This is a genomic window from Natronotalea proteinilytica (assembly GCF_055379935.1).
The window spans coordinates 433,315-459,026 of record NZ_AP043947.1 but is presented as its reverse complement, the minus strand read 5'-3'; the positions used below and the strand labels follow the sequence as shown (position 1 = coordinate 459,026).

Genomic DNA, 25,712 nt, shown 5'->3' with positions numbered 1-25,712 from the left:
CTTTCTTTCGCTCTCCTGATTTGGCCTGCTTCTGTATGTCGCGCTCCCCCTCTTCAATACAGTCGCCCAACGTTGCACACGAAGCGGAAGCTACCGTAGAGGCTGCTCGTGCCGTGTTTACGGACCAGTTTGAGAATCCCCCCGACCCGGTTGCGCTCCATGTCGCCTATCAGCAAGCCCCGATAGCCATACAGGCCGATCATACGCACTACAGTGACGGATATGCGCTGTTTGGCGCCTTGCCCTACGGTATCGCTGTAGCGGTGCGGCCTACCGAGGGGCCCACGCGCGTTGCTTTAGCGTCTGAACCTGCTCGCTACGCCGTTCCGCCCGATGCGCAGTTTCGTTCCGAGGATCCGCGTGCGATCCGCATCCTGAAAGCACTGATGGATACAGAGACCCTGCGCGACCATCCTGCAGATATTGCCGTGGCGACGTCGGTGCCCGATGTGTGCATCGACGCGCATGCCGCAGCGCTCACCCAGGCTACCCATCGTGCGCTACACGCGGCCTATCACGGCAGCCCGGATGTAGCGCCTCCGGTGGCCAGCGGCACAGCAGCCATTGCCGAGGCGCTCGGGCGGCCCTACAGCGAAGGCTACCTGCTTGCCCTGGCCCCCGAAGCCATTCGCGATGGAGCGCTGGCTCCGTTTGTGCTGGCCGATACCACCACCTACGAAACCATTCCCGTACCTGCCGACCTACACGACGCGCTGCAGTGGGGCCTGTTTGACCCCGATGCCCAGCCGTCGCATTCTAATGAGCAGCACCACTCCTGGAAGCAAAAGGCGACACAAGCACTGCAAGCGCTTCGCACGACGTCCGAGTTTGCAACGCTTAGCTCATTCAGTGCGCTGGAGCATCGCGCCCTCGACACGGCACTCGACCAAGTGGGCGATCGCCACAGGGCAACGGTGCGCCACTTGGTCACCGAAAATCGGCGCGTCCAGAAACACGTGATGGCCCTTCGGCATGGCGATGGACAAATGATTGGCGCGCTCCTTCATATGACGCACGCCTCTCTGCAGAACGCGTGGCAGGGCACCACCGCTGCCGCCAACTTTCTGGTAGAACAGGCCGAACGCTTTACCCACGACGGGTTGTACGGGGCCGGCATGACCGGACGTGATGGCTACGTGCTAAGTATCGGACGGGCTCCTGCATATGCTGCGCACATTCGTACCGTGCATGAGCGCTATGAAGCGGCCTTTCATCATGCCCCCACCTTTGTTGCTCTCTAGCTCACGATTCACCTGCTCGTATGCCCGACGCTGATCTCACTGCTATCAAAGACCGTGTGCTGCGCGAAGGGGCGTTCGTGCGCGACGTACTCGACGAAGTAAATAGTGTGGTAGTGGGGCAAACCCACATGATTCACCGATTGCTCATTGGCCTGTTGGGCAATGGCCATGTGTTGTTGGAGGGCGTGCCCGGACTTGCCAAAACACTTACGGTGCGCATGCTTGCGCAAACCATTGGCACACCGTTTCAGCGCATCCAATTCACGCCCGACTTGCTTCCCGCTGATGTGCTGGGCACGCTGGTCTACAACCAGCAAACAGGGACTTTTCGTGTTGAAAAAGGCCCCATCTTCGCTAATGTGATTCTGGCAGATGAGATCAACCGGGCTCCAGCAAAAGTGCAAAGTGCGCTCCTTGAAAGCATGCAAGAGCGACAGGTGACCATTGGCGACCAGACGTTTCCCCTTGATGAACCGTTTTTGGTGTTAGCCACGCAAAACCCCATTGAGCAGCAAGGCACCTATCCGCTTCCGGAGGCGCAGGTCGATCGGTTTATGTTAAAAGTGCACGTTCCCTATCCCGAGCGCGATGACGAACTCGAAATCATGCGACGGATGGCACGGACCAACGCAACCCCCGAGGTGCATCCGCAGACCACACCCGAGCAAATTCTGCGGGCCCGCCAGGTGATCAACGACTTGTATATGGACGAGCGGGTAGAGCAGTACATTGTGGATCTGGTGCTCGCTACGCGCCGCCCCAGTGCGTATGGGCTCGAACGGTTGGATGGATTGATCGAACATGGTGCATCGCCGCGTGCTTCGATCAATTTGAACCTGGCTGCACGCGGACATGCTTTTCTGCACCGCCGCGCTTATGTAACACCAGATGATGTGCGCGCTGTGGTGCCAGAGGTGCTTCAGCATCGCATTGTTGTCACCTATGAAGCGGAAGCACAAAACCTACAGGCTACGGACATGGTGCAAGACATTTTGGATGCCGTTGAAGTACCTTGATGCACCAGAACGCTCTGCGTCCGTCTGTTCCATCCGTTCAGAGAGATGTCTACAGGATCACGCCTTGCGGCGAAGCTCGGCAGAGGGGGCCAAAGCGGACTGCGATGAAGTAGCTTACGTGACAATCACTTACCATTGAGCCGCTACCCAGCGATCCATACCTGGTTAGTATTGTGTGTCTTAACAACCCGGCAAGAACCCCGCGTTGCGCTGTTTCCCCATCACACAGTCCGCCTGCTTCAATTATGCCTGATGCACATACCGAAGATCACCTTTCCGTCGAAACCTTTGTAGAGCGTCTGGTTACTCGGGCCGACCTCTCGCTCGCAGCTCTCAACCACGTTGAGGAACCCTGTGCTTCGATAACCGAGGACCATTTGCATCGTCCTGGGTTGGCGCTGGCCGGATACGTGGACCTGTTCACGTATCAGCGGGTCCAGATCCTGGGCAATACCGAAACGCGCTACCTGCGCCACCTCAACGATACCGATCGTCGCGATGCGTTTGCCCACCTCACACAGTTTGATGTGCCATGCATTGTGTGCACGGCCGGCAACACCTTGTGTGACGCGTTGCTGAAGCAAGCCGAGGCGGCTGCGATCCCGGTCTACCAAACCGAGCAGCCCACCGTAGATGCTATGTCCACCATGCGCACGCTGCTTGTTGATCAGTTTGCTCCACAGCAGGCCGTGCATGGGTCGCTGGTAGACGTGTACGGAATCGGGCTGCTGCTCTCAGGGCCCTCAGGCATTGGCAAAAGTGAGGTGGCGCTCGACCTGATCGAGCGTGGACATCGCCTGGTAGCCGATGATGTGGTGATGGTTACCCGCCGCGATGCCTCCATCCTCATGGGCGCGGGCACCGATCTGGTACAACACTTCATGGAGGTACGCGGATTGGGGCTCGTCGATATTCGTGCCATGTTTGGCATTCGCGCCATTCGGTTCCAAAAACGTGTAGAACTGGTCGTCGAAATGGAGATGGCCGATGACAACACCAACTACACGCGCATTGGCATGGTCGAGGGAAGTCGAGACATTCTGGGCGTAGAGCTACCTCGCGTACGGGTCCCCATCACACCAGGCAAAAGCGTAACTGTTATTTGCGAGGTGATTGCGATGAACTATTTACTTCAGCATTACGGATATGACCCAACCGAAGCGTTTCAGCAGCGGTTGCGCAACAAGATCGACGCAAAGCAAGGCGGGCCACAGCGCGGAATTGACTACTTTGAGCAAGACTACGAGTAACTTCGCTTCTTTTTTCTGTGTGTGCTCAATGAAGACATGCATTAAGTTGTAGCGTGGCACAACGCTTGTTAATCATATGAGATAGGTGCATGCTCATGCGCTTGCCACCTGCTGGTACGCTTACAAACCAGATAGAAAATACGTTGAAAAGTCTAAAGGAGGCGAGTATCGACGTTACAAAGATGGTGTAACCCTGCGCACCCTTGCCTCACCGCTTGACACAAGGGGAAGCGCTTTCTATATTAGATTGGCTTTTGAGGGTCTTCCTACAAAGTGATTCTCTAAAAGAAGGCATGCAGATTCGCTGTTTCTATACCGACAGTGCGTCTATCCTTACATATGCAACATGGCTGTCCCCCACGCAATCATGTGCAGGCCCGTTACAACTATAAGGGCCGTCCCTTGTGCTGTGATTGACTTTATTTCTCGTGCTCCCCACCTACTTACGTGAATCGTACCCTTCCACATGAATCAGGAGAAAAAATACAGATATGATCCAGACACATGCTGTTTCGTTGAAGTTGAGGAGTCTCTTGTAGAGCGTGCGCGCCACCACTCGTGGACGGTTGCGCTTGCACTGGTTGTGGCATTGGGGCTGGGATGGGCCATGGATGCTCATGTTATCCAAACGCCCACTGAACAGGCGTTGGATAGCGAAAATGCAGAGTTGCAAAAGCAACTGGAGCGGGCAAGTGCTCAGCTTGAAGTGCTCTCTGAAGAAGTTGAAATGCTAGCCGAGCGAGATGCTGAGGTTTACCGAACACTTCTAGAAGTAGAACCCATTTCTGATGATATTCGACAGGTCGGGGTTGGTGGAGCCGACCAATACCAGGCCTTTGATCGCTTCGACGAAGACACAGCCACTCTCCTGCGCGAAACAGCGTCTATGCTCGACGAGATTGAACGGCAGGTGGGGCTGCAAGAAGCCAGCTATCGCGAGTTGATGCGATATGCCCAAGAACGGGAAGAACGCCTGGCCCAACTCCCCGTACTACGCCCCTTAAATACCCACATTGTGTCGGGCTATGGATATCGAACCGATCCCATTTTAGGAGTCCAGCGGATGCATAGCGGCGTTGACTTTGCTGCACGCATGGGCACCCCTGTAAAAGCGCCTGCTGATGGCGTAGTAGACGAAGTCACATACTCCTCTTCATATGGGCATTACATCGATCTTCGTCATCCGAAGGCCGGATATATCACTCGCTATGCCCACCTTTCCGAAGCAGCCGACAACCTGCGCGAAGGGATGTCGGTTGAACGAGGAGAAGTGATCGGCTACACTGGAAACTCCGGACGCTCTACGGGACCTCACCTCCACTATGAAGTCCACGAGATTGATGGCGGCACCGTTAATCCAATGGATCTTTTCTTGCCTGATATGAAGCCCAAAAAGTATGCAGAGCTTGTCGAGCGAGAGAAGGCCCGGAATGGGACTTCAGGAAGTGCACAAAACGATATGCTGTCCGACCCGGTCATATCGTTCCACGAATAAGCACTGCTATTCGTAGCCGATCTGAGACCGCACACAAGAAACCACTCCGCTCTCCTGCAAAGAGAACACGCGGAAACAGAAGGACGCAGGTACGTGTTTAGCGTGGCTCAATGGCCGCCCGGGATATCCGCTTCGCTTCTGATTCCGAGCTATGGTACGGCACAACGTGAGTCAAACCCATAGCCGGGGACCGCTTGCGTCCCCGGCGATCCGGGAGCACGTCGCTAAACACGTACGGACGCAGAGCGTCCATTCGTCCGTCGCGACGCGGAGGGGCCGAAGGTCATGCCTGTTGTGCATCGCGACGAGGGTTCAAGGGGTGAGTTATTCTCGGTACGTTAGGGTGCTAGTGACACAACAGCACGATGACGCTGTCAGTGCACACGAGGCCACGCGATACCTCTTGCCGTAGTCCCTCGTTTTCCGGTGCCGCATTTACGTCCAACTGCTGCTCTGCTTGATTCTCTATACAACTCCAAGCAGATGCTTCTGTAGAGTGCTCCACGACGAAAATGAGTATCCATTAGGGACCGGTTTATGTGCCGTTCCGTCGGGTACGTACCACGCCACATGCCACCCGGCCTGTGCACTGCCTTCCACATCAGAGGTGTACGAGTCGCCTACATACAGGATAGAGTCTGGCGAAACGTTCGCACGCGCTGCTGCATGGTCAAAAACCGCCGGATGGGGCTTGAGGTGCCCAGTTTCCTCCGACACAATCACGACTGATGCCTCCCGCTGCAGTGTAGGAAAATTGTTCATCTTCCGCATCTGTATCTCTTGGAATCCGTTTGTGAGGATGCCCACGTTGTATGCGTTGGCGATTTGCGTGTAGGCGGTTTGTGCGCCTGGTACAAACTGCCAGTGGGCAGCATAGCGCTCCAGATAGTAGCGGTTTACCCGATCGTGGGGCTCGACATCTTGCCCCAGCGCTTTCAATAACTTCCGAAACCGCGCTTCCTTCACGGACGCCTTATCGATGGTTCCTGCCGCGTAGGCAGTCCACAATGGAGCATTGATGCGGTGATACGTATCGTGCACCGTATCCAGCGTGTAAGCTCCAAAGAGGTCGGCGAACTGTGTGCATACATCACGTAACGCGGCCCGCTCGGCGGCACGATGGTCTAGCAAGGTGTCATCCAAGTCGAAATAGACAAACTGGATACGAGCGCGATCAGGCATGACATAAAGAAATTGTACAGAACGATTCGAACACAGTGGATTCCGGCAAGAGGAGATGCCTCCTACAAATCGTATTCAAAGAGCGCGTACTCTTTGTCGCGCACGGCCCCAATGGACTCGATCGCGTTTTTGAGACGCTCGTTGGTGTCGAGTACCCAGCTGGTTTCGCATCCATAGTACCCATATTCTGGACCGCGCTCCATGGTCTCAAGCACCATGAGCACATCGAGCCCTTTGCCTTGATAGGCTTTCCGAATCCCCATAAGCGGCATGCGCAATTCACTGATGCCATAGTAGCTCCGCGTAAGTAGCGTCCACCAACCGGTGGGAAAGAGACGCCCGTCATCCACATGCTGTAGCGCCTGGTTGATATCGGGCAGGGAGATCGCAAAGGCAACGGGCGTTCCCTCGTGCTCGACAAAGTACACCAATCGCGGATCATAAATCTGCTTAAGGCCATCAACGAGCTGGTTAAACTCGGCCTCGGTCATGGGCACATGCCCCCAGTTCTCTGACCACGCTTCGTTGTAAATGTCGAGCAGGGTACGGGCTTCTTCTTGCAAGCGATCGGGGTTGAGTGCGCGCACCTCTAGGCCCGGTGTACGCCGCTTTACGATGTTAACACCTCGACGCAGGCGCTCATATTTCGCATAGCGCTTGTGAGCATAATACGCCCACATGGTCATAACGCGCTCGAACCCATATTCGATGAGCAGGTCAGCGTAGTAGGGCGGATTGTATGGCATCAGCACTGCCGGACGCCGGTCAAAGCCATCTACCAGCAGGCCAGACACGTCGTTCAGTGAAGGGTTGGTGGGTCCCCGCATGTGCTGCAACCCCTGTTCGCGGAGCCAATCTGCTGCGGCATCCAAGAGAGCGTGCGCTATCGCCGGGTTGTTTTCCGCCTCAAAAAAGCCAAAAAATCCCGTGGCATCCTCATATTTCTGAAGATGCATCCCATTGACAATGGCCGCGACACGTCCATGTACAGAACCGCTCGCATCTTTCGCTACAAAAAGCTGCATGTCTCCATGCTCAAAGAACGCGTTCTTGCTGGGATCAAGCGTGGCTTTTTCCTCACGACGTAGGGGCGGCACCCAGTGCGGGTAGCGGTCGGGGTAGAACCGGTACGGCCAGTCGATAAATGCTGCTCGATCGGCCCGTTCAGTTACGGGGTAGACCTGAATGTCGGAGGCACTAGACATGCGGCAATGGGCTGGAGGGACAAAAAACGACCACGCACTGCTGCAATACAGCAACAGTGCGTGGTAAAGAAGCCATCAGCAATGGGAAAAGTCAACTCACGTTCGATCTTTACTCAGGAGCTCCGTTTCGCCCAATAACGCCATGCTTGGTGCCCACCGTGTGGAACGCCTCCAGAATGTGGTCGAGATCTTCGTCGGTGTGCGTGGCCATGTAGGACGTGCGCATGAGCGACTGGCCTTGGGGGACGGCAGGCGGTATCACGGCATTTACGAAGACGCCTTCTTCGAGCAGGTCGCGCCAGAAGCGGAAGCAGGTCTCCATATCGCCCACCACGACCGGGATAATGGGCGTTTCGCTATCCCACACATCGAAGCCCTGATCGCGAAACCCCTCACGCATGTAGTCGGAGATCTCCCACAGGCGCTCCAGCCGTTCGGGCTCTTGCTCCAGGATATCAAGGCATTTCAGCACGGTTGCTACGTTGGCAGGCGGCATCGACGCGCTAAAGATGTGCGGTGAGCTTTCGTGGCGCAGGTATTCGATAACATCGGCATCGCCGACACAGAATCCGCCGAGCGAGGAAAAGCTCTTTGAAAACGTACCGGTGATGAGATCAATGTCATCGAGGCGACCAAACGTGGACGCCGACCCCTGCCCTTTCGGGCCGATAACGCCGATGGCGTGGGCATCGTCGAGCATAAGGGCTGCGTTATAGGTGCGGGCCAGTTCGATGAGGCGTGGCACTTTAGCAATCTCGCCGCTCATCGAGAACACGCCGTCGGTAGCAATGAGCTTCCCAGCCTGTGGATTGCGCTCATACTCGCGCTGTAGCATCTGCTCCAGATGATCGAGGTCGTTGTGGCGGTACCGACGCGTTTCCGCGTAACTCATCTGGGTGCCGGCTACAATGCAGGCGTGGTTGTCTTTATCGGAGAAAATCAGGTCGCCTTTTCCAGCAATGGCCTGCACTACCCCCATGTTAGTCATGTAGCCCGTAGAGTACAGGATGCATGACTCAGCCTCCATAAAGTCGGCCAGGCGCTCTTCAAGCTGCAGGTGTAGATCGAGCGTGCCGTTCAGGAAGCGGCTTCCGGTGCATCCGGTGCCGTACGTTTTGATTGCGTTAGCCGCCGCCTCTTGCACCCGTGGGTCGGAGGTGAGGCCCAAATAGTTGTTGGACCCCGCCATCACGACCTCTTCGCCGTTCATAATGGCTCGCGCCCCGTCGTTGCGCTCGATCGGGCGAAAGTACGGGTATAGATCCGCCGCTTTGGCTTTTGCGTAATCGCCCGTCGGATCGAAGAACTGCTGACACTTATCGAAAAGAGACGGGGTTGTGGAGGGTTCGGCATCCGCAGACACAGCGTCGTTGGAAGCGTTGGAATCAGATATCGACATATAAACTCGTAAGCGTGTAGCAGAAGCAACGCGTGCAAAAGGGGGGTGGACCTACACTCAGGGTGCAGTCATCCGAAAAACGTCTGCCTAAATGTGGGGAATACAGACGTACGTCAACCGTCGTTTGGTTATAGACGCGGTCGGATGCTAAAAGGTAACAGCGTCTTTTGTGAAGATAGGAGCATGTCCGAACCCCGCAAATAAACGGGATGCATGCTCCGACTGTATCGCACCTATTTCGCATCTGACGACGGCGGTACGCGCACGATCAGTGTATCAATTGTGCTGTGGTTGTACGGTATAGGGAATGCGTATGATGCATACACAAGCACAACCGACGGTGGCGCTGTTCCGTTCGTTTCGTTCAGTCCTCCCTCGTTACGCACCTGCAATATGCATTCCTCAACAGCTTGGTATTACAGGAACGGCTCAAATCCGTACCGTGAAATCAAAGTTTCTTGGGGACATGCGTTGCCATCTACCTGTTAACAGTTTTTCATCGTTTTGGAGGCAACATGACCGTTGAATCCAAGGCATGTGAAATATCGCGTTTAGTTTGCGCTCTTAAAACCGGAGGCGCAGAACGGGAACGGCTCCTCTGGATCCCGGCGCAACACGAAATGACAGTTCCTCGCCCACATCGAACGTAAGCAGGTGCGCACTCACGTACGCTTCGACCACCGTCAGTGCGTAAAACACGCCCGTGCCAATGATAAGCAGATTGCGCTGTCGCCGAAACGCATCTCGCTGTGCCCGGATCGTGCCAAAGTCTACCTGGTCTTGCCCAAAGCGCGCCAATGCTTCGTTGTATTCGGCCTCATAGCGCTCGAATGGATTCCCGCCCCACGGAGGCGTAAACGGGTTGTCATCGGTTTCGTCTTGTTCTAGCCCTGATGCAAACCGACCAGCCCGCCGAAAGAGTTGGTAGTCGTTGTGGTTTTCAATCGCCAGATACGTCAGCGTCCCCAGCCCGATGTACACGATGGGCAGTTTCCAGTACTGTCGGTTGTACACTTGCCCCCACCCTGGCAACGCCGACGCCCGCCACAATGCCCCCCGTGGCGTATGCGTTTCAGGCAGTCCCATGTTGCGCAGCGTCTCGGCTCGTACGCTATCGGGCTGGCCCTGCACTGTTGTGGGCAGAAGCAGGAGCAGAACCAGGAGCAAAGCGGCCAGCAACGAGCGCCTCATGGGCAGCACCTCCCTTTGGGGATGAACAGACTACGCGTCCAGCAGCTCAATGAGCCGCTCCAAGTCTTCTTCCGAATAGTATGCAATCTCGATGCGCCCCTCCCCTTCTTTTTTGTGGTGGATGCGCACCTGTGTGCTTAACTGTGAGCGCAGCCGTTTCCGATACTCAGCAAGCTGCAAATCGGTACGACTGGGCGGCCCCGACGCCTCTGCGTCATCGTCAGCATCAGTCTCTTCAGATGTATCGTCGTCTGCCTCTTCTTGATCGGCGTGCCAGTTGCGCGCCAGCGTCTCCACATCGCGCACCGACAGGTCGTCCTCAATCGTTTTGTTGAGCAACTCCACCTGGGCATCGCGTTCATCAATGCTAACAAGAGCGCGGGCGTGTCCCATGGCCACCTCGCCATCGCGCAGGGCGGCCTGGATGCGGGGCGGAAGGCGCAGCAGACGCAGGAAGTTGGCTACCGAGGCACGGCTTTTTCCGACTTTCTCGGCGACCTCAGCCTGGGTCAGCCCGCACTCATCCATCAAGCGATGGTAGCCCAAAGCCACCTCAATGGGGTTGAGCTGCTCGCGCTGCACATTCTCAACCAGCGCCATCTCCAGCATTTGCTCGGAGTCGGCCTGGCGCACAAACGCCGGCAGATGCGTTAAGTGGGTGCGGCGCGCAGCCCGCAAACGACGCTCCCCCGAAATGATTTCAAACTCGTCGTTGCCCAGCGCTCGCACCGTAATCGGCTGAATGATGCCCAGCTGCTCAATCGATGCGGCCAGTTCATCCAGGGCCTCGTCGCTAAACGACTGACGGGGCTGGTACGGATTCGGACGGATCGCCTCAATGGCCACATCGGCCACGCGGCCCACCATGCGCTCTTCGTCATCGAACTGATAAAGCTTGCTGCGACGCACAGTCCCCTCTTCAGAGGCCGTCTCGTCGGTATCATCGTGGTCGGGAAGGAGCGCGTTGAGTCCGCGACCCAGAGCAGATTTCTTAGCCATAGCAACAGGTAAAGTCAACCAGAACCGCTTCTGTGAATAAGCAGCGACTCAATAAGAACGAACGGAGTTACGAGAGCGAAAAGCCGGTGGCCGGCGTTGAAGATTCGCGGCGCTCTGACGGGGCAAGCGGAAGGTCGTCGCTCTCATCAGAGGATACAGCAGGGGCGTCGGCGGCGGTATCGGCAGAATCGTCTTCCGGTTGGGCGTCCTGCTCGTCCTCGCTAAGGGCGTCCTCGTTGGCATCCAAAATCTCGCGCGCCAGCGCCATGTAGTTACGCGCGCCTTTGCTCGACGCATCGTACAGAATGGCAGGCTTGCCAAAGCTGGGCGCCTCAGAGAGACGCACGTTGCGCTGCACAATCGTTTCGAACACTTTCTCCCCAAAGTAGCGGCGCACCTCTTTGGCCACCTGATTCGAAAGCCGCAGCCGCGTGTCGAACATGGTGAGCAGCACGCCCTCAATCTCTAAGGACGGGTTCAGATGTTGCCGCACAATCTTAATGGTGTTAAGCAACTGGCCAAGTCCTTCCAGCGCGAAGTACTCCGCCTGCACCGGAATCAGCACCGAGTCGGCAGCGGTAAGTGAATTAAGCGTAAGCAGCCCCAACGAGGGCGGACAGTCGATGACCACAAAGTCGTACTTGCGGCGCAGCCCATCTAACACTTTTGAGAGGATACGCTCACGCTGCGATACCTCAATCATTTCGACCTCGGCCCCAACCAAGTTGATGTGGCTGGGCATCAGATCAAGAAACGGAATGTCGGTATTGAGCACCGCTTCTTCCGCATCCACCTGGGCAGTAAGCGCCTCGTACACCGATGCGTTCAAATCGCCTGGAGACACGCCTACCCCCGAGGTGCAGTTGGCCTGTGGGTCAATGTCAAGCAGCAGCGTGGAGTACTCGGTGGCTGCCAACGAGGCGGCTAGGTTGATAGCGGAGGTGGTTTTGCCCACGCCTCCCTTCTGATTTGCAACGGCAATGACTTTACCCATGAAACGATTCTACCCCATTCGATGCAACCAACGAGTTGATGCGTAACCTACACAGGACCGGCACCAATGTCTACCGTCCTGGGTCGATTTTTGTGGAAGCCGTGATAGACGCCGTACCCTTGTGCACCGCCGGGATCACCCTTGCGCATCGTTCGGTATCCGATGCCCCCGGCTCGATGCGTTTGATGGATTCATACACCTGGATCCATGCGTACAGCGTGCAGCTGTCTATACCGTAGGCTGTTTCCTGTTGTTGCATCGAATGTCACGATGTCTGTCGCTTACCCCTCTGCTTGCTCATGGCCCGCCGCATTGTTCTGCATTCCGACGCCTCTGGCCACGACACACCCGAGCACCTTACCGTGCCGTATCAGAACGAGCTCAACGAGCAGCAATATGCGGCAGCCACCGCCGGCCCCGGAGCGTTGCTTGTCATTGCGGGCGCAGGCACCGGCAAAACACGCATGCTCGTGTACCGCCTGGCGTATCTGGTAGAGACGGGCGTCCCTCCGGAAAACCTGGTGTTGCTCACGTTTACGCGCCGCGCGGCCCGCGATATGATGCAGCGCGCCACCGCCCTGGTCGACGGTCGCTGCAAACACGTGCGGGGCGGCACGTTCCACAGCTTTTGTCTCGACCTGCTGCGCGAACATGCCAACGCGCTGAACCTGCCTCGCTCGTTTACGCTGCTCGATGCCGCCGACGCCGCCGATGTGCTCTCGGTGCTGCGCACTCGCGGCGGATACACCGATCGTGATGAGCGCTTCCCCCAAAAGAAGACGTTGTACGGCATGTTCTCGGATACCATCAACCGGGACCGCGCGCTGGAGGAGGTCTTGGAAGATCGGTATCCGCAGTTCACGCACTTGCACGACGACCTGCAAGAGCTGCACGCAGCGTACCAAGACTACAAGCAGGCGCACCACATGCTCGACTTCGACGACCTGCTGCATCGCACGCATACGCTGCTGACCACCAACGAGGCCGTGCGCCAGCGCGTGGCTGCCCGCTGCCGCCATCTGCTTGTCGATGAATACCAGGACACCAATCCGCTGCAGGCCGAACTGGTGCAGCAGTTTGCTTCGGTGCACGGCAACGTCACCGCCGTGGGAGATGATGCGCAGAGCATCTACCGCTTTCGAGGTGCCGACTTCCGCAATATCTTTCGCTTTCCTGAGATCTACCCCGACGCCCGCGTGCGCAAGCTGGAGCAGAACTACCGCTCCACCCAGCCCATTCTGGACCTGGCCAACCGCATCATTGCCGATGCCGAGCGCTCCTACGACAAAACCCTTTTCACGAAGCAGACCCAGGGCGACCGCCCCGCCATTGTGCCCGCCCCCGATGCCGCCACCGAAGCTCGATTCGTCGCCCAGGTGGTGCTGCAACTCCGCGAGCAGGGTATTCCATTGGATGAGCAAGCCGTACTCTTTCGCAGCAGCCGCGCCGCCTACGACGTAGAGGCCGCGCTCAACCAGCGCAACATTCCGTACGTGAAGTACGGCGGCACAAAGCTCAACGAGGCTGCGCACATCAAAGACATACTGGCGCATCTGCGGGTCGCCGAAAACCCCGACGATGCCGCCGCCTGGAACCGCATCCTGAAGCTGATTCGCGGCATCGGTCCGAAGACGGCAGACGACCTCATCGCCTGGCTCACCGATGACGAGCACAATGCCTTCGTTGTTGACGACCACGGGCCGTTCACCGGACGCTACCACGACACGCTGCAACATCTGATGCGCATGCTCCGCACCGTGCATCCCGACAATGCCCCGCTACCCGAGCAGGTAGAGGCCGTGTGCACGTACTATCGTCCGCTTTTCGAAGCCGCCTACCCCGACGACCACCCCGACCGAGCCGATGACCTCGACCAGTTGCAGCATCTGGCCGCCAGCTACAGCGAACGAAGCCGCTTTCTGGCCGACCTGGCGCTCGATCCGGTAGAGCGGTCGGTGGCCGAGCACGACGCCGCCGACACCGACGAGCCGCCACTGGTGCTCTCCACCATCCACTCCGCCAAAGGACTTGAGTTCAATACCGTGTTTCTGATCCGCGCCCTCGATGGCGTGCTTCCGTCGCGCTATGCGCTCAATGAGCCGGGCGGACTCGATGAAGAGCGACGGCTTCTCTACGTAGCCGTTACCCGTGCCGAGGAGCAACTCTTTATTTCGTATCCGATGGTGCAGCCCAATCGCAGGTACGGCCCCACCATGGCCACCCCCAGCCGCTTCTTGAAGGAACTGCCCGAATCGCTGCTTGAGCCCGTCGAGTTGGTCGAAGCGCCCCCCGAACACCCCCCCGACGCGCCCACCTCGCTTCCTCCTTCCAAGGAAGAAGACGCCTCGTCGTCGGCCGACAACCTGCCGTTTTGAATGCCCTTCTGCGCATCCCCACAGCTTCATGCCTGCTGCCTCATCCGACCTGCGCATTGCGCCTGTGCCCCAAAGCCAGATCCCGCTGATCCGGGAACTGAACGCCACCATTTTTGGCGACTCGCACATCATCCGCACGTTCGACCGTCCCGAACTGCTCATACTTGTGGCCTGGCTCCATGACGACCCCGTCGGGTTTAAGATCGGATATCAGTTGGATCCCAACACCTTCTACAGCGCCAAAGGCGGCGTCATTCCATCGGCACGGCGGCAAGGCATTGCCCGTGCCCTGCTCCACGCCATGATTAACGAAGCCCGAACCCGCTCGTATGCTCGGTTTGTGTTCGACACGTTTCCCAACAAACACCCCGGCATGACGATTCTGGCACTCAACGAAGGGTTCAAAGTCATTCGGGCCGGATACAACACCGAATACCACGACTACCGCTTGCGCTTTGCCTACACGCTGCGCCCGTAGTTTCATCACGCCACATCGGTCATATACTGCACATTCTCTTCGTTCCGTCCCGCGTGCTGTAACCTTGTATTGGGCGGATTCGTAGCATGGGCGCATCATCCACGCGTCCTGCCTTCACTCACCACCCCGTGCCCGTGCGCCGCTTTTTCTTTGACGTGATGGAGGGCCTGCGTATCGCCCTGCAGGCCATCTGGTCGAACCGTCTGCGTGCCGTGCTTACCACGCTCGGCATTATTATCGGCATTGTATCGGTTACGCTCATGGCCGCGCTCATTGGAGGCGTAAACGAGGAGTTTGAAGAAACACTCGCCGCCCTCGGGGCCGACGTCATGTACGTGAGCAAGTTTCCCTGGGGCGCCAACGTCGATGTAGACTGGTGGGAGATGGCCAACCGTCCCGATATTACGCCCGACCTGGTTGATGCCATTCAAGCACAGTCGCAGTATGCGATTCGGGTAGCTCCCATGGCCAGCACAAGCCGTACGGTCAGTCATCGCGGCCAAACGGCTCGCGCCTCCATCACGGGCTCTACGCCTGCCTACGGACAAATTCGCAATGTGGAGCTGGCTGATGGCCGGTTCTACACTGAAATCGATGAGCGCAGCGCCCGCAACACCTGCGTGATCGGTGCCGCTCTGGCCGATGAACTATTTCCCGGCATATCACCGCTGGGGCAATCTGTACGCCTTACGAACGCCCCGTGCGAGGTCGTTGGCGTGCTCGAACGCGAAGGCAGCGGCCTGTTTGGCGATGAAGGTAGCCACGACAATGCTATTCTAGTGCCGTTTAGCACATTTGAGCGGTTCTTTGGCACCAGTCGCTGGCGCAGCATCACCATCATGGTGCAAGTGCCCGACACCGAGCTCATGAACGCCGCTGAAGACGAACTCACGGGCATCCTGCGCACCGCCCGCCAGGTCGAGCCGATGGCCAGCGATAATTTTGAGATCAACCAGCAAGACCAGATCCGCGCTTCGTTTGCAACCGTCCGGCTGGCTATCTACGGCGTGGGGCTGTTCCTAACCGCGCTGGCTCTGGTCGTGGGCGGCATCGGCGTCATGAACATCATGTTTGTCTCGGTCAAAGAGCGCACCAAAGAAATTGGCATCCGCAAGGCCGTGGGAGCCAAGCGCCACACTATTCTCATCCAGTTTCTGATTGAGGCGATCATTGTGTGCTTGATTGGTGGACTGATTGGCGTGCTCATTACCGTCGGCCTTACCGAGGTCATCAACACCGCGCTTGGCTTTACAACCGCCCTCCCGCTGTCGGTTATTGGCATCGCGTTTGGCATCTGTGTGGGCGTGGGCATTCTATTTGGTATCGCGCCCGCCTGGCAAGCCGCTCAGGCCCGCCCCATTGATGCACTGCGGTACGAATAGCCTCTGCCTGCCTCCTCCATTCGTTATTCTCTTTCCTTTGGTCCTGTGCTGCTGTGAATCTGCTCGAAGCCTTTTGGTCGGCCCTACGCGCGCTTCGCGCCAACAAGACCCGCTCGGCGCTTACCCTGCTCGGCATGGTGATTGGCGTGTTCGCGGTCATTGCATCGGTTACGGCTGTCACGGTCATCGACACGTACTTTCAGGAATCGATTCAACAGTACGGCACCAATACGTTCTCGGTGGAGCGCCAGAGCGCCCAATTTGTCGGCCCTCGCCGCGGACGCGAATACCGGCCGCCCATCACGTATGATCAGGTCGAACGCCTGCGCGACCGCATCAGTGCCGAGTACGCCGTGGGGACCCTGAATCGCTTTGCCAATCGTGAACGCGCACGCTCCCGCTTCGAAGAAACCGAAGCCTCCATCGAGCTCCACGGCACCGACCAGTTCTTTCTTGACAACTTCGGGTTCACCCTGGCTGATGGCCGCCCGCTTACTGAACAAGACGTGCGGGGCGGACGCCCCGTCGCGCTCTTGGGCGCCCCCGTGGCTGAAACGCTCTTTCCTAACGTCTCCCCCATTGGCCAAGAAGTGCGCATCGGACGGGTCCGCCTAGAGGTCGTTGGCGTGCTCGAAGAAAAGGGCGGCTTTTTAGGAATGGATCCCGACTCGCGCGTCTACGCGCCCATCACCCACCTGCTGGCCACCTATGGCGATGGCGGACGCAACATTAGCAGCGTGAGTGTGCGAGTGGACGATGGCACGCGCATGGAGGCGGCCCAAGATGAGGTCATCAGCCTGATGCGCGTCATCCGAAGCGTATCGCCCGGCGACAGCAACAACTTTGTGATCGAAACGAATGAGTCCGCACGCAGCACCTTCGACACGTTCACGCAAACCCTTACCATTGCTGGAGCGGGCATCGGACTCATTGCGCTGTTTACCGCGGGCATTGGCATCATGAACATCATGCTCGTATCGGTAACCGAGCGCACGCGCGAAATCGGCGTGCGCAAGTCTGTGGGCGCAAAGAAGAAGGATATCCTGGGGCAGTTTTTGTTGGAGGCGGTGGTGCTCTGCCAGATCGGCGGCTTGCTTGGCATTGCCAGTGGCGGGCTCTTTGGCAACCTTGTAGCGGTTTATTTTGGCATTGGAGCGGCTTTCCCCTGGGATTGGGCCATTGGCGCCGTGGTGGGCGTCACCATCATCGCACTCATTTTTGGCGGCTACCCGGCCTACAAAGCCGCACGTCTCGATCCGATTGAGTGTCTGCGCTACGAGTGATCTTCAGTCTGCTGATGTATCGAGAGATACAGCCGCCGTGCAATTTGCGCAATATCTGCTTGCCTTTGGCGGTATCCTCCGACAGGTTGAATTGCGTTCGTTGCACTCGTTTTCCCAACAGAGCCACCACCCATGTCCGACACCGCTGCTGCCAAACAAGCCGCTGGCACCGCCGCCGCTAATCTCGTTTCGTCCGGTATGACGCTGGGACTGGGCACCGGATCGACTACGGCCTGTGCACTGGAGGCACTGGGCGCACGGATCCAGAACGAGGATCTAGACATCGTTGGCGTGCCGACTTCGTTTGCGGCTGAGCATCTGGCCAAACAGCACGGCATTCCCCTTACCACCCTCGACGCCGTACCGCACCTTGACCTTGCCCTGGATGGCGCCGACGAGGTGGATCCGCAGGGGCGTCTCATCAAAGGACGCGGCGGCGCCCATACCCGCGAGAAGGTAGTAGCTCAGGCCGCCGACCGTTTCGTAGTGCTCATCGATCCCTCAAAACCTGTCGACGAACTCGGGCATGCATTCCCCTTGCCCATCGAGGTCGTACCGATGGCGCTGGGTCCGGTGCAGCGCCTGTTGGAGCAGTTAGGCGCACGCCCTGAACTGCGCATGGGGCAATCCAAAGACGGACCTGTCATCTCCGATCAGGGACTCTGGATCGTGGATGCCCACTTCGACGGCATCGACGATCCGGAGGCGCTCAACCGCACACTCAACGACCAGCCCGGCATCTTAGACCACGGCCTGTTCCTGAACCTCGCCACCGACATCGTGTGTGGCGAGGCCAATGGAGAGGTGACGCATACCACGGTGTAGGGCACGAGCCGAACGCACAAGTCAACATTGCACATCCAACAACACAAAGACTCAAATACCCGGCTTGGTTAGAGAACCGCACGAGATAAAATACGAAACGCGGTCTCTCTACTGCTGTGTCACAGGTCAATCTTTGGGTAACGCATGGCCCCCTAACGTACCGAGAACAACTCACAATCATGTCATTGCGAGCGCAGCGACGCGCCCCGACCGTAGGGAGGAAGTGCTCCTGGGGTGCAATCTCATGCTATCAGACTGAATGCAGCCGCCCAATCAACGGCATGAGATCGCACCCCAAGAGTACTCGTTCGCTTCGCTCACAGCGCCGCGTCAGTCGCAGGCTCCCTCCTCGCGATGACATTTTGGACCCTAACATTCAGGTGTGACACAGCACTACAGCTTCTATACGCTGCCACCCTATCATATCTTCATGGAATGCGGTAAGGATGTCCACTGTCTTTCTCAATGAAGACGCGGCGCGAAACACACAGGTGCCAACCCGTGCCCCTCTTGCTTATCCGCAACGCTGATTCTTTTTCATCCTGAAACCGGTTCTCATGATTGACATACGCCTGAAATCAATCACTGTCTTCTGCACAAGCCTTCTGCTTCTTGTACTGCCTCTCACAGGCTGCGATCTTCTGGAGTCAGACAGCAGTCCGGACGAATTCGAGCGGCAACAATTGGACCGAGATCTTACCGATGCCGAAACCCAAATCATGAAAGGCACTGGCAAACTGGGCTTTGACCTGCTCCAGGCCCTTCAAAATGAAGAAGACCATGGCAACATCCTCATCTCGCCATTTAGCATACAGACTGCCTTTTCTATGGTGCTCAACGGAGCTGATGGCGACACATACACGCAGATGCAGGACGTGATGGGGATGGAGGGGCTTGACTCCGAGGTAGTGAACACCAGTTTGGCCGATCTCAACGACCTCCTCATCCCCTTTGATGAGAATGTGCGCTTCGCCCCAGCCAATGCCGTGTGGTATGACGACGCTCGCACCATCCAAACGGGGTTTCAGGATGCTGTCGAGAATCACTTCGATGGCACGGTGCAGGCAGCGGATTTCGCAAACAACCCCGACGCAGTCAGAGACGAAGTGAACGCCTGGGTAGCCGAGCAGACTGAAGATCGTATTGATGAGATGCTGGATTCGGTCGAACCAGGTTTGGCTATGCTTCTTGTTAATGCATTTTATTTTGACGCAGAGTGGACCGTCCCCTTCGATCCCTCTGACACCGAAGACCGCCCGTTCACTCGGGACGACAGTTCTACGGTCGATGTGCCAACGATGCGGATGGAAGAAGGCGAAGCGACTGACCTTGACGTGATCGGCTACGCCGAGGGCGACACATACGAAGCCGTGAGCATCTACTATGGGGATGCCGGCTTCAACATGACGCTTGTCCGCCCCAACGATGGAATTGCCCTATCCGACTGGATCGCTGACATGGAGTGGAACACCTGGACCGCGCTTACCGACGAGCTGAACTATCAGACGAAGGTTACGCTTTCGCTTCCTCAGTTCGAGAAAGAGTACGAAGTCGAGCAGTTTGGAAATCAGATGCAGTCACTGGGTATGACCAATGCTTTTTCGCCAGCAGATGCCTCGTTTCCTGGGCTCTTTGAGGGTCCGGATTCCTTTTTTATCGACACCGGGTCCACAAAGCATAAGACGTTCATTCGCGTCGATGAAGAAGGAACGGAAGCCGCGGCTGCAACATCGATTGGGTTGGGTCCAACCAGTGCTCCTACTCCGGATTACGTGACGATCGACCTGGACCGCCCTTTTTTCTACATGATCCGCGAAGCCGACTCGGAAGCGCCGTTGTTCATCGGGACCATCACGGATCCCTCTGAGCTGGCGCTGAATTGACGCTACCGGCCTGCGTGCTGCGGATGATAGCAAGGGGAAAACGCCGGGGACTTCTGCTGCTTCCTATCCCCGAACGAAGCCATCCTGACGCCCCTGGCGGAAGGATCTCAGCGCCGGCCTCGCAAAATTGGTACGCTCCATTCGTCCAGGGACAATGCGATGCGTCTTCCGAAACGCCTGCTGAGCGCCGGAGAGATGGTTCCACCGAATGCCATTCGGCGGCTACATGGGCCTCCTTCGTCAGCCTCCGCTCACCATGACACCGTTCTAATGATGTCTAAACTCCGCAAGCTCATTGGTGTGCGGAGGAATGGATGGGTGCATGCGTGAATGAGAAAAACGTCCACCCCTCCATGTCTCCATACGTCCATCCTCGCACGAGGCATAAGGCCGACTGACGAAGTACATCCGGTGCTCCGGAAGAGAGTGATGCCAGAACTCTCCAACCGAGAGATCTCGCGGCCTTGAAGAGAACGGCGTCTCGGATGCTCCAGAGCGGCGCTGCGGCCAAAATCATCGATGTTTGAGCGGAGCGAGTTCGATGATTTTAGCAGCCCCCGAGGAGCATCAGCCGGTCTCTTCACCGCCTTGATTTTTTGAGTTCCTTTTGTATCAAGACAAAAGGAACACCCTGCCGGTAGGCATCTCCCCACCGTTGGCACTAGATTACATGGATTTGGGTTGGCAGCACATTGAAAGCCGATTCCCCATAGTTGGGGAATTGGTTACCTCCTCCGCGTCTCGTAACGACGTGATAACACAACCCTGGAACCGGATTTGGTATAACACGTCGCGTGAAGCGCGTTCTTTTCCCGACGTTTCAAGAGCGCGGGCCTGCTTGACGTCGATCGGTTGGCGTTGGGATGCTTCACGTGCGTTCAGCATGACGTAACGTGGGAAGCTGGAAAACACCTTCGAACCCTCCACCACATAGTCCCCGAAGGGGCAATCACTGACGGTTTAGGATTCCAACAAGTGGCTCTGCAAGCTCCGTTGGTGTTACTCCTTTCGTACCCCACGCGGCATACGAATCCGACTCCAGCTCGAACACATGCAGCACCGGATCCGACTGCGTCAGCACAAAGACCTTTTGATTCAGCACGCGTGCCGTCACAATCTCATGCAGAATCTGCTCCTCGCCCAATGTGTGAACGACATCCGGCGACACACAGTCGTCTTGCGCATGTACGATCGTGGCTACCGAGCAATAGCAGCCAAAGACAAGAAGAACTGCGCAGATCCAAGTAGCACGGTAGGAGTTGTTGCGCATAAGTAGAAAAGCTGTTCAACGCAGAACCCATTAGTAAAGCAGAGGGATCACTTTCGGGACAAGAAACGACTTCAGCGCACGCTAAAGCAACGCAGTCATTACTCCGTTTTCCCCGTCAACGGACTACCACGCCTCCGCTTCAAGCTCAGCACGCCGGATGATAAGCGTGCTAAAGTCCGTGCCTTCATCTTTCTCCATGAAATAGAAGGCATCGGTAGCGCTCCTGAGCGGTCCCGGCGTTTTAATGCCGTGCGCCAGCAACTCTCCTTCACGATCGAACACATCAAGAAAGTAACTGGAGGCATCACTCCCCATGTTTTTGTTCTCATGCTGGACAAGAACATAATTCTGATACACAAAAATGTCGCGAATGGATCAAGTCCCGATCGTTGTGTAAAGAGGTCTTCTGTCAGGCTTCAAAGTTAAGCGGCTTTGGGTACGGGATTGTTGGGCACGGGATTGTTGGGCTGCCTATCAGCGTATTCGAGCTGCGCCCTCCATTGGACGTACGCGTCCATGGTGAGGTATCTCCGGCCATGGCCCCACTCTTCGTGCTGTTCAGCACAGAGCGCTCCGATCAACCGCCAGGCCGATTGCATATTTGGAAAGATACGCACGACCTTCTCGCGCCTACGGATCTCCTCAATGAACCGTTCGATCATGTTGCTCGTCCGGAGGCGGCGCCGGTACTTCGCGGGAAGGGCCAGGACAGCGGTGGCGTCTTCGAAGCCCGCTTCCAGTACTTTGAGAGCAGTCGGGGCCTTCTCCTGAAGCTCGGGCGTGACTCGCTCCAGCGCTTTGCGCGCATCCTCTGGGCTTGGGGCCTCCAGGATCTTGTCAAGCATCTCATGTACGCGCTCTTTGCGGGAGGCCGGCACGCGGTCGACTACGTTGCGCCGAAAGTGGGCCTGGCAGCGTTGCCATATCGAACCCGGGAAGCAACGCTGTATCGCTCCGCGTAGCCCTTCATGAGCATCTGAGGTGATCACCTCCACGCCCGAGAGCCCACGCGCCTTCAGGTTCGAGAGGAAGGTTCTCCAGCCTTCGCCCGTCTCACGAAAGCCGACGTTGATCCCGAGAATCTCCCGGTAGCCCTCTTCACTGATTCCTATGGCAATCATCATGTAACCCCTAATCACCGTAGTGGATCGCACGGCCTGCTGACGCCGCACCTTCACCTGCATCGCATCGACAATGAGGAAGGGGTATTCATGCTCTAACTCACGTTCGGCCCAGGCTGCTACCTGCTCATCAAGGGTCTGCGCCAGGCGCGAGACGGTCTGTCGGCTAAAGCGTCGCCCGCACAGCTCATTGGTAATCTTCTTCACCTTGCGGGTCGAGACGCCCTGGACCACCATCTCCATCAAGGCCAGCACGAGGGCTTTCTCGTTGCGTTGATAGCGCTCAAAGAGTTCCGTTTTGAAGGTGCCTTTGCGATCACGGGGCACCTCCAGTTCGAGCGTTCCAACACGCGTAGTGAGCTTGCGTGTGTAGGACCCATTGCGGTACCCCCGGCGCTGCTCGGTTTGTTCACTGGGTCCGGCACCGAGGTGCGCAGTCATCTCTGCCTGAAGCAACTGATTGAACAGCGCCTCGGTCAACACCTCCATGCCGCGCTCGCCAAAAAGCATCGCTTGGATTTTCTCTTCTGATATCGTAAACTGTAAGTCGGCCATCGTTGGTATGTTAGGTTTGTGATTGGTGGATCTTTCTATAACCTAACAGAAGACGGTGGCTTTTTTCTATCGGCTCGACTGCTTTACACAAGAATAAGGACTCAACCCGCGAATGGTGGAGTAGGGCTGGCTGAACAGTTCGCGCTGATCTGCCAGAAAGGCTTCACGCGAATCGTACTGCTGTGCTTCCGCTTCTAAAGAAGTCGTAGAAGGCGACTTTACTGAAAACGATACGACAGACTCGCCGTCCATTGTATAGCTCTGGACTTCCGGCTCGTGCACATTGACCACATACACCGTGTCACCTGCGACATCGCCCTTCCATGTTGCTGACAACGGCATCTCTTTTACGGATGCCATACCTTCGAGAGCATTCCCCTCCGCATCATAGACTCGAACCGCACAGAGCAAAGACTCACATGTATTGGGCCCGATGGTCACCATCCGAAACCGCCCCTCAGACTCTACTGGAAACAGATGTTCGGTCTGAACGGCACCATTGCCCCACATAGCCACATGATTCAGCGCAGCATCGAAGACCTGGATACGCGAGTTGCCGCGTTCGTACACGAAGATCTGCTAGGACTCGGGACCCGGTTTCATTTCGAACGGCATCTGCACATCCCCTGGTCCCTGGCCTGACTGTCCAGTTTCGGCAAGGCGCGTGCTCTCGTGATCGTAGATGGCGATCTGGTGGCTCTGAAAATCAGTAAGATAGATGCGATCCTCGGTGATATGCGGGTTGGTAATCGCAGTCAGGGGGACCGTTTCATCGCCTTCCAACACCGTCTCACCTGTTATGGTGAAGACGTCGTCGAAGGCAGCTGGGCCTCTATTCTCTCCGGACTGGCTATGTACCTGTTGTACAACAAGCGTAGCCATAAGAGCCAAAAGTACCACGAGAATACGATTCATATGCAGGGAATGGGGCATTATCGTGATTAACTACTCGCTGAATAGAATGGACTCATTGGCTAGATTTCAACCAATGCCTATAGTTATTATAGGATAACACAGCATAGCATACAATGCCCCTGTTATCTCTCCTTCCCCGCAGCCGCATCCATGGCTTCGTGCTCGCGCGACATGTCTTCGAGGGTGCGTCCCATCGTTTCGTTCAGGTACCGCAGCACGAACACAAACGCCACCACGCCAAACGCCGCGTAGATCCCGTACGACACGCCCAACCCTACGCTCGCAAGTAGCATCGGGAAGGTCATCGTGATTGTAAAGTTGGACAGCCACTGCACCAGTCCGGCCAATGCCAGCGCCGCCCCCCGGAACTTGTTCGGAAACATCTCGCCCAGCATCACCCACATGACCGGGCCCCACGAGAACGCAAAGAATGCGATGTAGGCGTTGGCTGCCAGCAGGGCCACCAGCCCCGCGTTGTCGCCAAGCTGTAGCGCATCGGCATCGCCGGTCGCTGCGGTGCCAAACACCACCGCCATTACGCCCAGCATTGCGGCTTGCCCCAGCGCGCCGACCAGCAACAGCGGACGACGCCCTACTTTGTCGATCAGGGCAATCGCCACGAACGTAAAGAACACGTTCACCGAGCCGCTGATTACGTTCTGCATCAAGGCGCTGCCTTCGTCGAAGCCAGCCGCCTGCCACAGCGTCGCGCCGTAGTAGAAGATGACGTTGATGCCAGTGAACTGCTGAAGCGCGGCCAGCCCAAGCCCCACCCATACGATTGGGTGCACGCGTCCGGTGTGCTCGCTTACGATGTCGGAGAGGCGCGGCTTACGCGTGTCGAGCACCGTGTCTTTAATATCAGCTACCGTCTGCTTGGCTTTCTCTTTAGCATTGAGGAGCCGCTGCAACACATCTTGCGCCTCCGATTCACGTCCCGCCGCCACCAGGTAGCGGGGCGACTCCGGAATGAACAGCAGGCTAATCAAAAAGATGGACCCCGGGATGATCTCCACCCAGTACATCCACCGCCAGGCCGGAAACTCCCACCAGAAGAGCTCAGAAGCTCCTCCTGCCGTTCCGGCAATCAGGTAGTTGCTTAAAAACGCCACAAACAGCCCGATCACGATCATCAGCTGCTGCAGCGTCGCCAGGCGGCCCCGGATGTGTGCGGGAGCCACCTCACTGATGTAGGCCGGCGCCAGCACACTCGCCGCTCCCACGGCCACCCCGCCGATAAGACGGAAAAACACAAAGGTGGCGGAGCCGCCCGCTATCCCTGAACCCCACGCGCTCACAATGAAAATACACGCCGTGGCAATCAGCACCGGACGGCGGCCATACTTGTCGGCCACCGTACCGGCAAAGAAGGCCCCGACGGCACTGCCCAGAAGCATCGACGCGACGTTGAATCCGGTGCCTACGGCGTCGGAGTCAAACGCGTCTTGCAGCGCATCCACGGTGCCGTTGATGACGCCGCTGTCGAATCCAAACAAAAACCCGCCCAGCGCAGCCGCCAGCGAAATGAGGATGACCAGCAGCGTGTTGCCTTCGCCTTCGGCAGGCGGTGGAATGGATGCCTCGGGTTCGTCGGTCTCGGGCGTAGCCATGAGCAGGAGGGCGTGTGAACAGAGCGCGTGTAAACGCAGCGCC

22 protein-coding genes are annotated in these 25,712 nt (G+C 57.3%); 10 read left to right on the top strand and 12 right to left on the bottom strand.

Translation table 11 applies throughout. From position 1 onward, the window contains the following. Nucleotides 1–35: 35 nt before the first annotated feature. From ACZ5AL_RS02060 to ACZ5AL_RS02045, 4 genes are all read left to right on the top strand, one after another. The gene (locus ACZ5AL_RS02060; RefSeq protein WP_464511841.1) at nucleotides 36–1,241 is read left to right on the top strand and encodes a hypothetical protein; all 1,206 of its coding nucleotides are present in this window, start codon (nucleotides 36–38) and stop codon (nucleotides 1,239–1,241) included. Nucleotides 1,242–1,261: 20 nt separating this feature from the next. Continuing rightward, nucleotides 1,262–2,257, top strand: coding sequence for an AAA family ATPase (locus ACZ5AL_RS02055; protein WP_464511839.1), 996 nt, complete (start codon nucleotides 1,262–1,264; stop codon nucleotides 2,255–2,257). A gap of 245 nt (nucleotides 2,258–2,502) precedes the next feature. Further along, nucleotides 2,503–3,507 carry an HPr(Ser) kinase/phosphatase gene (gene hprK / locus ACZ5AL_RS02050; protein WP_464511838.1) on the top strand — a complete coding sequence of 335 codons (1,005 nt, stop codon included), beginning with the start codon at nucleotides 2,503–2,505 and terminating at the stop codon, nucleotides 3,505–3,507. 466 nt (nucleotides 3,508–3,973) lie between these two features. Beyond that, nucleotides 3,974–5,002: a M23 family metallopeptidase gene (locus tag ACZ5AL_RS02045; protein ID WP_464511837.1), complete on the top strand. Its 1,029-nt coding sequence runs from the start codon at nucleotides 3,974–3,976 to the stop codon at nucleotides 5,000–5,002. A gap of 465 nt (nucleotides 5,003–5,467) precedes the next feature. Here ACZ5AL_RS02045 and ACZ5AL_RS02040 read toward each other — a convergent pair whose 3' ends face one another. From ACZ5AL_RS02040 to ACZ5AL_RS02015, 6 genes are all read right to left on the bottom strand, one after another. Then, entirely contained in the window at nucleotides 5,468–6,184 is a 717-nt protein-coding gene (locus ACZ5AL_RS02040) for an HAD family hydrolase (protein ID WP_464511835.1), read from the bottom strand. A 62-nt stretch (nucleotides 6,185–6,246) separates the two neighbouring features. Further along, complete coding sequence (locus ACZ5AL_RS02035; RefSeq protein WP_464511834.1) at nucleotides 6,247–7,389, bottom strand: GNAT family N-acetyltransferase; 1,143 nt, start codon at nucleotides 7,387–7,389, stop codon at nucleotides 6,247–6,249. 109 nt (nucleotides 7,390–7,498) lie between these two features. Continuing rightward, entirely contained in the window at nucleotides 7,499–8,788 is a 1,290-nt protein-coding gene (locus ACZ5AL_RS02030; protein WP_464511833.1) for an aminotransferase class I/II-fold pyridoxal phosphate-dependent enzyme, read from the bottom strand. Between the two features lie 564 nt (nucleotides 8,789–9,352). Further along, nucleotides 9,353–9,979, bottom strand: a complete 627-nt coding sequence (locus tag ACZ5AL_RS02025; RefSeq protein WP_464511831.1) for a DUF5683 domain-containing protein — start codon at nucleotides 9,977–9,979, stop codon at nucleotides 9,353–9,355. Nucleotides 9,980–10,009: 30 nt separating this feature from the next. Further along, a complete protein-coding gene (locus ACZ5AL_RS02020) occupies nucleotides 10,010–10,978 on the bottom strand; it encodes a ParB/RepB/Spo0J family partition protein (RefSeq protein WP_464511830.1) in 969 nt (322 codons plus the stop codon). A 67-nt stretch (nucleotides 10,979–11,045) separates the two neighbouring features. After that, a complete protein-coding gene (locus ACZ5AL_RS02015) occupies nucleotides 11,046–11,972 on the bottom strand; it encodes a ParA family protein (RefSeq protein ID WP_464511829.1) in 927 nt (308 codons plus the stop codon). Between the two features lie 299 nt (nucleotides 11,973–12,271). On the opposite strand from ACZ5AL_RS02015, the gene ACZ5AL_RS02010 reads away from it, so the two are divergent. From ACZ5AL_RS02010 to ACZ5AL_RS01985, 6 genes are all read left to right on the top strand, one after another. After that, nucleotides 12,272–14,347 (top strand): ATP-dependent helicase, encoded by a 2,076-nt coding sequence (locus ACZ5AL_RS02010; protein ID WP_464511828.1) that lies wholly within the window; start codon nucleotides 12,272–12,274, stop codon nucleotides 14,345–14,347. A 28-nt stretch (nucleotides 14,348–14,375) separates the two neighbouring features. Then, nucleotides 14,376–14,825, top strand: a complete 450-nt coding sequence (locus ACZ5AL_RS02005; RefSeq protein WP_464511826.1) for a GNAT family N-acetyltransferase — start codon at nucleotides 14,376–14,378, stop codon at nucleotides 14,823–14,825. 86 nt (nucleotides 14,826–14,911) lie between these two features. After that, complete coding sequence (locus tag ACZ5AL_RS02000; protein ID WP_464511825.1) at nucleotides 14,912–16,207, top strand: ABC transporter permease; 1,296 nt, start codon at nucleotides 14,912–14,914, stop codon at nucleotides 16,205–16,207. A 53-nt stretch (nucleotides 16,208–16,260) separates the two neighbouring features. Continuing rightward, entirely contained in the window at nucleotides 16,261–17,490 is a 1,230-nt protein-coding gene (locus ACZ5AL_RS01995) for an ABC transporter permease (RefSeq protein ID WP_464511824.1), read from the top strand. A gap of 132 nt (nucleotides 17,491–17,622) precedes the next feature. Next, on the top strand, nucleotides 17,623–18,315 hold the full coding sequence (gene rpiA, locus ACZ5AL_RS01990) for a ribose-5-phosphate isomerase RpiA (RefSeq protein ID WP_464511822.1): 693 nt from the start codon (nucleotides 17,623–17,625) through the stop codon (nucleotides 18,313–18,315). A 557-nt stretch (nucleotides 18,316–18,872) separates the two neighbouring features. After that, nucleotides 18,873–20,198: a serpin family protein gene (locus ACZ5AL_RS01985; protein WP_464511821.1), complete on the top strand. Its 1,326-nt coding sequence runs from the start codon at nucleotides 18,873–18,875 to the stop codon at nucleotides 20,196–20,198. Nucleotides 20,199–21,147: 949 nt separating this feature from the next. Here ACZ5AL_RS01985 and ACZ5AL_RS01980 read toward each other — a convergent pair. The 6 genes from ACZ5AL_RS01980 to ACZ5AL_RS01955 form a co-directional block, all read right to left on the bottom strand. After that, complete coding sequence (locus tag ACZ5AL_RS01980; RefSeq protein ID WP_464511820.1) at nucleotides 21,148–21,468, bottom strand: hypothetical protein; 321 nt, start codon at nucleotides 21,466–21,468, stop codon at nucleotides 21,148–21,150. 123 nt (nucleotides 21,469–21,591) lie between these two features. Further along, nucleotides 21,592–21,825, bottom strand: coding sequence for a hypothetical protein (locus ACZ5AL_RS01975; RefSeq protein ID WP_464511818.1), 234 nt, complete (start codon nucleotides 21,823–21,825; stop codon nucleotides 21,592–21,594). Between the two features lie 65 nt (nucleotides 21,826–21,890). After that, nucleotides 21,891–23,144, bottom strand: a complete 1,254-nt coding sequence (locus ACZ5AL_RS01970; protein WP_464511736.1) for an IS256 family transposase — start codon at nucleotides 23,142–23,144, stop codon at nucleotides 21,891–21,893. Between the two features lie 66 nt (nucleotides 23,145–23,210). Next, a complete protein-coding gene (locus tag ACZ5AL_RS01965) occupies nucleotides 23,211–23,504 on the bottom strand; it encodes a hypothetical protein (protein ID WP_464511817.1) in 294 nt (97 codons plus the stop codon). 219 nt (nucleotides 23,505–23,723) lie between these two features. After that, the gene (locus ACZ5AL_RS01960) at nucleotides 23,724–24,059 is read right to left on the bottom strand and encodes a hypothetical protein (RefSeq protein WP_464511816.1); all 336 of its coding nucleotides are present in this window, start codon (nucleotides 24,057–24,059) and stop codon (nucleotides 23,724–23,726) included. 122 nt (nucleotides 24,060–24,181) lie between these two features. Then, nucleotides 24,182–25,669, bottom strand: coding sequence for a sugar porter family MFS transporter (locus ACZ5AL_RS01955; RefSeq protein ID WP_464511815.1), 1,488 nt, complete (start codon nucleotides 25,667–25,669; stop codon nucleotides 24,182–24,184). Nucleotides 25,670–25,712 lie beyond the last annotated feature (43 nt).